This window comes from Dyella sp. (assembly GCF_035508675.1).
Lineage (GTDB): Bacteria > Pseudomonadota > Gammaproteobacteria > Xanthomonadales > Rhodanobacteraceae > Dyella_B.
The window spans coordinates 1-10,130 of the sequence record NZ_DATJMN010000007.1 but is presented as its reverse complement, the minus strand read 5'-3'; the positions used below and the strand labels follow the sequence as shown (position 1 = coordinate 10,130).

At 60.7% G+C, this 10,130-nt stretch carries 8 protein-coding genes; all 8 read right to left on the bottom strand.

Features of this window, described 5'->3' with window-relative positions:
• Positions 1 to 183 precede the first annotated feature (183 nt).
• Complete coding sequence (locus tag VMA74_RS00230; RefSeq protein WP_325363624.1) at positions 184 to 1,476, bottom strand: hypothetical protein; 1,293 nt, start codon at positions 1,474 to 1,476, stop codon at positions 184 to 186.
• A 22-nt stretch (positions 1,477 to 1,498) separates the two neighbouring features.
• Positions 1,499 to 3,253 (bottom strand): DUF4157 domain-containing protein, encoded by a 1,755-nt coding sequence (locus VMA74_RS00225; RefSeq protein WP_325363622.1) that lies wholly within the window; start codon positions 3,251 to 3,253, stop codon positions 1,499 to 1,501.
• A gap of 61 nt (positions 3,254 to 3,314) precedes the next feature.
• On the bottom strand, positions 3,315 to 4,943 hold the full coding sequence (locus tag VMA74_RS00220) for a hypothetical protein (protein WP_325363620.1): 1,629 nt from the start codon (positions 4,941 to 4,943) through the stop codon (positions 3,315 to 3,317).
• 42 nt (positions 4,944 to 4,985) lie between these two features.
• The gene (locus VMA74_RS00215; RefSeq protein ID WP_325363618.1) at positions 4,986 to 5,585 is read right to left on the bottom strand and encodes a class I SAM-dependent methyltransferase; all 600 of its coding nucleotides are present in this window, start codon (positions 5,583 to 5,585) and stop codon (positions 4,986 to 4,988) included.
• Between the two features lie 63 nt (positions 5,586 to 5,648).
• Positions 5,649 to 5,846 (bottom strand): hypothetical protein, encoded by a 198-nt coding sequence (locus tag VMA74_RS00210; RefSeq protein ID WP_325363616.1) that lies wholly within the window; start codon positions 5,844 to 5,846, stop codon positions 5,649 to 5,651.
• Positions 5,843 to 8,224 (bottom strand): hypothetical protein, encoded by a 2,382-nt coding sequence (locus tag VMA74_RS00205; protein WP_325363614.1) that lies wholly within the window; start codon positions 8,222 to 8,224, stop codon positions 5,843 to 5,845. The genes VMA74_RS00210 and VMA74_RS00205 overlap by 4 nt, the downstream gene beginning before the upstream one ends.
• Positions 8,221 to 9,579 (bottom strand): ATP-binding protein, encoded by a 1,359-nt coding sequence (locus VMA74_RS00200; RefSeq protein WP_325363612.1) that lies wholly within the window; start codon positions 9,577 to 9,579, stop codon positions 8,221 to 8,223. The genes VMA74_RS00205 and VMA74_RS00200 overlap by 4 nt, the downstream gene beginning before the upstream one ends.
• The coding region (locus VMA74_RS00195; protein ID WP_325363610.1) for a contractile injection system tape measure protein at positions 9,563 to 10,130 on the bottom strand (568 nt) is incomplete at its 5' end. The genes VMA74_RS00200 and VMA74_RS00195, both read right to left, overlap by 17 nt.

Below are 10,130 nucleotides of genomic sequence, written 5' to 3'. Positions count from 1 at the left end.
CTTCGGTCCATCGTCTCGACAGACGCCAGTCTGCCTTCGCCGATGGCCCTGTGCTCTGCGAACACACAGGACCTCTGCGGCCTACGCTGAATTAATCAGAGCATCCTTAGGCAAAAGCTTCTTGGCTATGAAGACGCCCGTTGTTCCAAGCGACGAAACGGCGAAAGCAGACCGGTGGTCTGCCTATGAGCGCTTGGATTCTCCATCAAGGCGGTCGCGCCTGCCGAGAGCCTCCTGCCGAAGATCGGCACGAATCTGATCTTCCAGCTCGGACATCTCTGCCCAATTTGTCAAATGATCGCCGCCGGCCTCCGCCCGTCGCCGGTTGTATTCCGCCTCATCGATCGGCACCTCTTGCTCCGCATCGGGCTCCCGCGGATACGGCACGCCATCCAGGATGTTTTGCAAGATTTGGGCTTCCGTTTGAAGACCCCGATGAGCCGCAGCTTCTCCTGCGCTTGCTATCAAGGCACCAAACAATTCACGTGCATCGCCGCTCGAATACGCCCAAGCTGCGTTGATGACCTGCAGGAACGTAGCGCCATAGATCATACCGTCGCCTATATCGTCATCAACAATGTGCTGCAGGGTGTATTCAAAGGTCGACATGCCATGGCCCGGGTCGACGTAGCCGGGTGCGAGGCCACCGCCCATAACGATGTGGTATTCCCGTTGCATGCCCTCTGCGACGTGCGCCCGATCGAACATGTCGATGACGTTCTGGTCTACGTTGATTGCCCTCAAACCGGCCGCGATCTTCTCGAATGAGGATTCGCGGTTCTCGGGACCATTGGTGGCATAAATGGTGACTTCGATATCCTCAAGACTGAAGTCACCGTCACTGCCTTCGATAACTTGTCGAATATAGTCTTCAACGCTTTGCTGGACTTGCGCAGGCTCAGTGAGTGCATCGGCATGACGCAGGTAAGAAAGCCCGGTACGCGAGTGATAAAGGGAAATCGCTGTGCAGGTGGAAAGATTATAGGTATAGGCGACGGCCTGCCCGATGTAATACCTGTCTTGGCGGTCGTCTTGCGGAACGTAGATGGCATGTTCCATGAGGTCTTGAACATACTGCGCAGGGGGTGGCTCATCTTCAAGGTCCTGAGCATCCTCCGCAGGGACCGGCTCGAAAAAAAACCACTCGCCCTGCTCCCCGTTGTACTCGCGATTCCAGTGTTGCGGAATTTGATCAGCCCGCATGACGACCCAAGCGCCGTTGGCAAGCAAGGCCCACGCGAAATTGACAAACAAGCCGCTCTCGTCTTCGATCAGCCATCGCTGCACGACGTGTCCCGGCATGGCTTCGGAAGCAGTCGGCGCCTGCTGCCATTGCGCCATTTTCCCTTGTTGCGTCAATTGGCGGGGACTTTCATCAATTCTCCGCTGTACCGGATGCGCCATGGCGATGCCCGCGCGCGCACTTGGCCTCTGCAGGCTTGCCTCTTTTTGCGGGGCCGAAATGGCTTGCTTCATCCTGCTTGCCTATGGATCCCGGTCATTTTTCAACAACGGCAACATAGCCACTGGGATCAAATGTCAGCTGAAAGCTCGGCGCCTCGGTCGCCCCCGGCTGTATCTTCAAGTGGTACACGGTCACCGTCCAACTCTTCCAGGCTATGTCGTATTTCTTTTGAATGCTTGCCTGGATTCCAGGCGGAAGAATCATTTCGTTTTCCTTCGGAAAATACTTCGCCACCGGATTCAATAGTTTTGTATCACCTTCAAAAACCAACAAAGCCAGCTTGGAGATTTTGCCGAAGGTGCCCGCCTCTATGTCTGGCCACATGGCGTTTATGCCGTGCAGGTCAGGATGCGTACTCGTGAAGGCAGCAAACGACAAATCTTCCCCCTCACCCTTGGCGCCCATCCATTCCGCTTGCAACTCCATCCTGAACTTTGGCAACAGCTTCGCTCCAGGCGTGTTATTGAATGCCCTCGTGAGAAGCGCATGGGTTACCGCAATCAATTCCCTTATCTGCGTTGTCGTGACGAACGCGCCCGGATTACGCAGATACCTGTTCAATGGCCCGAAGAAATACGTGGTGTAGAGATATATAGCCGTCTGCTCCGCAGACAGGCCGGTGCAATCGTTCAGGCATTTTTGCAGCTGTTGTGAAGGACTCGCCACAAAGCCGAAGACAGCATAGGTCTTATCAGGATCCATCACCTTCGCAAGTTCTACCGGCGCCTTGAGGACCGCGCTTATGACACTATCCATCATCTCTTTCAGGACCTGCGAGCCATCTTTTCCCGATCGCTCGGCAGATGCTGAAATGACGGTTATTTCATGGAAATATACTCGGTACGCAACATCCGGCTCGTTATCGAACACCACCCGCATGCATCGCGCTTTAACCGTCGAGCGCCCGATCACCGTGCCGATGTCCCCCGCATCGCCTGCGGATGGGTTGCTTACCATGATCCGCGTTCCATTCGGAACGTAGTCGTCTATCTCCAGCTGCACCAGTTTTGATTGTAGTTGTGCCGCCGGCTTTTCCATCGGTCCCGAACTGGACGGCACGCCGGTTTTTCCGTCGCTTTCGCGGTCTCTTCCATGTTTGGCCGCTGCCTTTTCAAATCGTTGGATGGTGTCTTGGTGATGCGCATCTCTTTTGAATTGCACGCCTGCTGCATCGGCACTGCCACTTGACCATGCCTTGGCACCCATGGCATCGGCTTCGGCCTCCAGCGCTCCGTCGTTATTTACAGGGATGTCGCCCTTCATCTGGATGGTCGGTCGCACCCTGCCCTGCTTTTGCTGCGCCACATGCCATGCTTCATGCGGCAAATGCTTTTCCTGTCCCGGCGCCACATGGATGTCGCTGCCCTGTGCATAGGCATGCGCATTCAGCTGTGCCGGCTGGGGTGAGTTGTAGTGGACTTTGACATCGTCCATCGACATGCCCGACAGCGTTTCGACACCTGCCTTCAGGTTGTCGGGCAGGCCGGTCTGGTTCGCCCTGGGCGCATCTGCCGCTTGCTGCAAGACTGGCGCATTCATCATCGTGCTGGTCGTTTTAAGCTGCATCGCCCGCGCACCGGCTTGCACCGTCTGGTGAAAGGCTTGCAATTGCCCGGCCTGATGACTGTTGTCGGCCATCTCCTGCAACCGCCTTTGCACTTCGGCCTGCGGCCTGGCATCGATAAATTCACTACCGCCCGACGCGAGCTGGGTGGCCTTGCGCGGGTGCCGAGACTCCGCTTGCTGAACTTCTGCTTCGGCTTGCTGCAACGGCGCTGCGGTACTCATTTTTTTCTGCTCCGTGACCGTGATGGCGATGAGGAGAGCGTGCGGATTTTGTTTCGCAAACTCACGTCACGTAGTCGTGCCCAGTTCCCGCCCTGGTCTTGATCTTGGTGTGCACGTAGTCGGTCACGAAGGCCACGTTGCCGGTGGTCAGCCCATTGATACCCGTGTCCGGCTCGCCCACGATGCCTCCGAATCCCAAACGCCTGAACAGGATCGTGCCAACCTGCTCGACATACAGGCTTTCGAGATGGTGGTAAACGGAGAAAAACTGCAGCAGGGCGCTGCCCAGCGCGTTGCTGGGCGCCTGCCCGTAGCCCGCGCGCGCGAGCAGCGCAGTCAGCAGGGCCGCCAGTTGCGGATAGTTGCGATGGTTGAGCAACATGCCCTGTATCAGCGGCATCGAAAAGACGGTCGACGGGCCAAAGGATAGATTCAGATCGCTCGCCGTTTGCGCCAGTAGCTTGCCGAAGCGCTTCAGCGCCTCGCCATGTGCACGGTCTTGAACCGTGAAGGGATGGGCAATGGTCACCTGCATCGCGACGAGGTTGCGCTCCGTCGCATAATCCTCGACCGTCTGGTCGACCGTGTGAAATCCGTAGATGCCCGATCCCAGCGCATGGCTGGTGATGTCGATCGCCCCCGTGCGGGGGCTGACGAATTCACCGCCGTGCGGGTGAGCCTGCCGGGTGTAGTGAGTGATGGTCGCATGGGTCTGGCGTTTGATCGCCTTGGGTCCTGCCGCCCTGACCCTTCCGGGTTCGACCAGCATCTCGCCGGACGCATTGAGCCGAACCCTCAGCCGGGTCTTTGGGACCATGTTGATCTTTTTGAGCACGCCCTCGGTGTGGTTCCGGAAAACCCTCACCGTTACGGTGTCGCCGACACGTGCGCCCCGGGGTTCGATGGTGGCGTATCTATCGAATACCTGGGTCTTGTCGCCTATCTCCAGTTCGCACCCAGCAAATTCCTCGGTGGTTTCGTTGCCGAGCAGGACGCCCTCCTCCTCCTCGCCTTCGCCGTACGGATCGCACAAGATTCTCTCTTCGCGGGCTTCATCCATGGGCTCCTCTTCCACGACTGGATCGTGGTCGGGAGCAAACATTTCCTCACGCAGGTACAGCTTCTCGCCACCGACATCCACGTCTTTGACTTTCAGCACTCGATACCAATCGAAAATCTGTTCGCCCGTACGGTACTGTTCGTGCAATTCAGGGTCGTCCACCGCGTGGATGCCGCGGCGTGAAACGTAGATGTCTTCATTGTCGACCACCAGCTTTTCCGCAGGGCCAATCTCGCCGATCGAACCGACCTCATAGCCTTCGAAGATGCTGTCGGCTTGCTCGTGGACCAGGTGGGTGATGCCGCGGGAAACTACCGGCATCGGCCGGAGTTGCGTCAATGAGGCTCCGTGCCGGGGTGCCTCCTTCGTTTCCGAGACAGGATCGGACATACGCAGCGCTCTCGCTCCCATCACATCCGCCTCGCGCTCCAAGCTCTCGTCGTCATTGAGTTGCATGCGAGCACTGCCCGCTTTCGACCCGGTCTCGCCTTTGAGCTGCGCGATATGCGCCGATTGCTCCGCCTGTCTTCGCGTGCCGGCCAACCTTCGCTGCATGACACCAGCCCCTTCGCCCTGCCCGGTTGCCGGTTCGGCACCTTCCTTGGATTGCCCTGCCCTGTGCATTTTCATGGCTATGCCACTCTCCGCTTGAGCAAGTGATAAATGCGATGATCAGCGCCGCATCAGGATGGTGAAATCATCCGCTAGATAACCGGCCAGGAGTTCCGCGGCCGGATCGAGCGTTCGACAGAAAGCCAGAATCGCCTTCGGATCCTGTCCGCACAGCACGTGAGTGGCGTCGAACACATGGGCATCAAGCAGATTGAAAGCGATGCCGCGTATCGTGGCCTCCCACATCTGGCGGATGAGGCTGTAGGGATAGAGCGCATTGTTGCTGCGATAGCTCATGGCGCCCGATGCGAGTACGTAATCCACCGCGGGGAACTGCGCGTTGAGCATGTCGGCCTGCACGAAGCCGGTGCGTGGCAGGTGACCATGGCGCCGACGTGCGTCGTCGATGAACTCGGGCATATGGTCGACGCCAAGGTAGGCGACCTCGGTAAATCGCCGATCCAGAAACGGCTTGAGGTCGCCATAGCCGCAGCCTAGATCCAGCACGTTGCAGCCGCTCATATCGCCGACACGGCACAGTGCTTCGAAGCGCAAGCGCTGGCTGTCGGGTGTACGCCAGCCCAGTGCGCAGCGCTCGGGGTCGCCGATGCGGCGGCGGTGGTATTGCAGAATGGCGGCTTTCTCCAATAAATCCATCATGCGTGCTGCCCCTCGGACGATGCATGTGCGAAAGCGAGAATGACGGCCAAGCAAACCACTGCGTTACTTGCCCTTGCCCTTCTTCGGCGGCGGCATCTTCCCCTTCGGCTTGGCATCGCCTTTCAGCTGCGCGATATGCGCCGCCTCGCCTGTTTGCCGCGGCGTGGCCGCCACCTGGCGTTGTACGGTACCGGCAGCCTCACCCTGCCCTGCTGCCGGTTCGGCACTTTGTTTGGTTTGCGCCACCTTGTGCGTTTTCATGGACTCTCCACTCTTGGTTTGAGCATGTGATAGGCGATCGTGGCGATCAGGGCCACGACTAACAGTGCAAGCAAGGCGTTGCCACGGCGGACCTCGGCCAGGGTCGGGTCGCCGACCAGCAGGAGTGCGCCGACGATCAGGAACGCTATGGCGCCGAGCAGCAAGCCCAACTGGTACGGCAGGCCGATTTGCCGGATGCGGCAGCTTGATTGATAGAACGCGAAGGCAATCAGCCATATCACCAGCAGCCCTTCGGCGGCCATGCGCAGTGGCCAGCGGTAGTCGCAGATCCACGCATTCAATTGCTCGGCCTGTGGGATGCGCGTCAGGAAACTACTGCGCACACGCGTGGAGAGCATTTGGCCCAGCGGCTGGTTTAGCGAGGATGCGGCCCAGAACCCGACGCCGCCGAAGTTGTCGGCCGCATAAGCGAGGTCTTCTGCCAATGCCGTTTGATTGGATGCGCCGCTGGAGACGACCGGAATCACCCGATGCAGCAACAGCCGGGTGTCTTCCTCGTCCAGGTTCTTATCCTGGTCGATCGTGGTCAGCACCTCGCGCATGCTGCGGTCGGTGGGTTGGGTGAGCAACACCATGTAGCGCAGTGTGAGGTTGGTGTTGCTGCGGTAGCGTGCGCTGTCCCCGGCGGCGAGATGGTTGTGCGAGACCGGCGATTCGGCTTGTTGTACGTATTGGTTCATCGCATCGACCTGCCAGATGCTGTTGGGTGCATCGAGATCCGCATCGCGCAGAACGATATTGAGCACGTATGGGCGCTCGCGCCGGCGCAACTCGCTGATCAGCGCCCTTACCTGCCGATCCAGATAACGCGCGAACGCCGGCCGCAGGGGATCGTTGGCCGCAGGCATCTGATCCAGATAAAGCGTCAGGCCGTTGCCGTAACGCTCCACTTTGGCAAAGCCCGGCAACCATGCATGGCTGCGCGAAGCGAGATCGGCAAGCGGCGTATCGATGAAATCGGCCGCCTCGTCGGCCAGGCGCGCGGTGATACGCGCGACATCGTCATCGGTGGCTGTTTTCAGGAATTGCCAATCGTGGTGGTAAAGCGTGAAGTCCAGCGCGGTGCGATGGCGCTGGGCTTCGCGAATGAAATCGGTCTGCGACGGCGCACCCCACGCCGGCAATGCCAGGTCGCCGTTGTCCTTGAACCAGAGCGTGAACACGCTGATGCGCGAGAGCAGGCTGAAATCCAGTGGCATCGGTTTGTCCTGGTTGTGCCAGAACGGATAGAAAGCGTAGACCTCGCCGGTGAGCTGGCGCACGCAGCCGCAGCCCAGGCCGCTCCATAGCGGTGCCGGTGGATTCAAAAGCGGATGCGGTTGCGCAGCCTTGTCGATCAGCAGGCTGCGCAGGCTTGGGCTCATCAGCCATTGCGGCACCTGCTGCCAGGGCAGCGGATCGCGCGGCATGTAGTCATCCTGTTTCGCCAGCTTGGTCCAGTCCGGTGGGCAATCGCTTGCGTTGAACTTCGGCGGCGCCTTCCCTTGCTTGTTGGCGGCGGCGAGGATCAGCGCCTCGGAGAAACGGCACAGGCGTGTATCGAGCGCAGCGGCGAACAATTCGCGGCCGGGATACTCCACCCCGATCAATGGTTGCAGCATGCGCTGGAATTGCGCCTTGGCGTCGTCTTCGATCGAAACGTCCCCGTCCTGTTGAGCGGAAGCATCAATGGAAGTGGAACTGGCCGCAGCTGGCGCATCGCTGTGATCCGGTTCGTCGGCGGGCGCCAGGCCGCCCGCCGTTGCGGCATCGGCGGACATTTGCTTGAGCTCATCAAGCAGGTCTTTGTCCTTGAATATCGCGTCGGTGAGCATGTACGCGTCCATCGTGGGCTGCGGCGAAGCCGGCGCCGCCAAGGTGTCGGCCAGCGGCAAGGTGCTCAGTGGTGGAGGCGGCAGCGGCTTTTGGGGCGGCTTCGGCGGCGCTGGCGGGCTGGGCGCCCTGGGATGCACCGGTGGCGAAGGCTGCCACGGCGCCATGATCGCCAAGCGGTAAGTATGCTGCGCGACGCAGCCATGCTGGTCGCGCACCATGGCCACGAATACCGCGATATACGGCAACGAGCTGGGTGCGCCGGCCAGCGTACCGTTGGCGCTGATCGTGATACCGGGCGGAAGGCTATCGGCCTGGTAGGTGTACGGCGGCGTGCCGCCGGCCGCACGCAACACATATTGATACGGCTGGCCGATCGCGCCATTCGGCAGGGCCGTCACGCCGCCACCCAGTTGCAAAGGCGTGTTGCTGCAGGAGGTAACGGCCCTGGCCGCACCGGGCGCGAAGACAAGCATGGCCAGCGCCAGGCAGCCATGCACTGCGGCATTGCGCAGCATGGAGACCGCGTGTGAGAGCGGCATCATCCCACCGTCCTCCCTTCCTTGCTCAATTCCTTGGCCAGCGCAACACGCAGATGGCTTGCACCGATCTGCGTCGCGCCGCTGCGTGCGGCTTGCAGCACGGCAAAGCGCAACACGTTCACGATCGAACCGCCGGACAACTCGTACTGTTCGGCGATCGCTTCCAGGTCGACGTCGGGTGCAAGACGCTCCTTCTGCGGCAGCAGGCCGCGCCACAGCCGAAGGCGCTGGTCGGCGTCGGGCATCGGGAAGTACACCATCGACTGGAAGCGGCGCGAGAACGCTTCATCGATATTGCCGCGCAGATTGCTGGCAAGAATCACCACGCCGGGGAAATCTTCCACGCGTTGCAGCAGATAGGCGATTTCCTGGTTGGCATGCCGGTCGTTGCTGTTCTGCACGGCGCCGCGCTTGCCGAACAGCGCATCGGCTTCGTCGAAGAACAACACCCAGCGCCGGCTTTGCGCCTGGTCGAACACGCGCGCCAGATTTTTCTCGGTTTCGCCGATGTACTTGGACACGACCATCGACAGATCGATGCGATAGACATCCACGCCGGTGCTCCGGCCCAGCAACGTGGCGGTAAGCGTTTTGCCGGTGCCGGGCGGTCCGTAGAACAGGCTGCGATAGCCGGGCTTGACCGCGCGGCTCAAGCCCCAGTCGCGCATCAAATCGGCTCCCTGCTGCATCCAGGCCAGGATCACCATGATCTCGTCCATCACATCCGGCGTCAGCACCAGATCCGGCCAGCCGAGATCGGTGGTGATGCGTTTGGCGGGAAACTGGATGTTGTAGTCGGGCTTGTGCCACACACCGGTCTGCAATCGCTGCAGTGTTTCGGCGCTCACGCTCAGCGCGCCGCTGAGTTGCGGCTCATTGCCGGCGGCTTCGCAATCCAGGCGCAAAATGTCGCGTGCCATGAAGGGGTGCTGCGGATCGAACAGGTCGAGCAACGCAATGCGCCGCACGAGGTTGTCACCGGCAACCAGGAACGCCGCCGTCTCGCCGGTCGGCAGGAAACCGCCATGGCGCTGCGCCTTCCAGCCGCCGAATTCGGTAAAGCCGCGGTCGAGATTCTGATTGCGCACGAACAACAGATCGAGCACGCCGGGGCGCGCATGCGGCGCCAGGGCCAGCGCCAGCACGGCGCGTTCGATCGGCGCCAACGCAAGTTCGGCGACCAGTTCCGCCAGCGCACTCCCCGACGGCAGCGCGGGCGGCGGCGGCGCGGCCTCGAAGCCTTGTGCGTGTTGCTGAAAATGCTGCTCCAGGCGCAGATTGAGCACGGCATCCAGCCAGTCGAGTTCCTGGCCCAGCGCTTCGGCATGCAGCATGCGCGCGTCAACGCCAGTCGACATGGATCGCTCCTTTCATCCATGGCAGCTTGATCGTTCCGTAGCGCCAGGGCAGCCGGTCCAACAGCACATCGAAAGGACCCGGCTGCACCTTCAGGCGCCAATGCTCGCCTTCGTGCGCTTCGTGCTCGACCAGCCGGCCGATGCGCTGCAGAAAGGTCTGCCGCAAACCGCGCGGCGAGGTGCTGCCCAATGCGCTCCAGTGCGCGATCGCCGCCGGCAACAAACTGTCGAGCGTGGGAATGACAGGGTCCAACGGCGGCGCCGGCGGTACGGGTTCATCGATGGACATGCCACATAGCAGTTTGTCGAGCACCCATGCGTGCTCTTCGCTATCGGTGTGTCCATCGGTGAGATACACCAGGCAATGCACCGCGCGCTGCTGCGCAGCCTCATCGACGAACGCATGACCATCGAGCAGGCCAAGCATGGCGAACAGGCGCGGCGCATAGTTGGCCAGCAGCACCAGGCCAGCATTGGCAATGTAGATCGCTTCGTTGTCCGGATGATCGTCGGCCGGCGACACGGTGCCATCGCTGTTGCGGCGGTTGCGA

Coding starts and splice junctions, on each gene's coding strand:
- VMA74_RS00215 (WP_325363618.1), bottom strand. CDS start 5,585: ATGATGGATTTATTGGAGAAAGCCGCCATTCTGCAATACCACCGCCGC.
- VMA74_RS00225 (WP_325363622.1), bottom strand. CDS start 3,253: ATGAGTACCGCAGCGCCGTTGCAGCAAGCCGAAGCAGAAGTTCAGCAA.
- VMA74_RS00220 (WP_325363620.1), bottom strand. CDS start 4,943: ATGAAAATGCACAGGGCAGGGCAATCCAAGGAAGGTGCCGAACCGGCA.
- VMA74_RS00230 (WP_325363624.1), bottom strand. CDS start 1,476: ATGAAGCAAGCCATTTCGGCCCCGCAAAAAGAGGCAAGCCTGCAGAGG.
- VMA74_RS00210 (WP_325363616.1), bottom strand. CDS start 5,846: ATGAAAACGCACAAGGTGGCGCAAACCAAACAAAGTGCCGAACCGGCA.
- VMA74_RS00205 (WP_325363614.1), bottom strand. CDS start 8,224: ATGATGCCGCTCTCACACGCGGTCTCCATGCTGCGCAATGCCGCAGTG.
- VMA74_RS00200 (WP_325363612.1), bottom strand. CDS start 9,579: ATGTCGACTGGCGTTGACGCGCGCATGCTGCATGCCGAAGCGCTGGGC.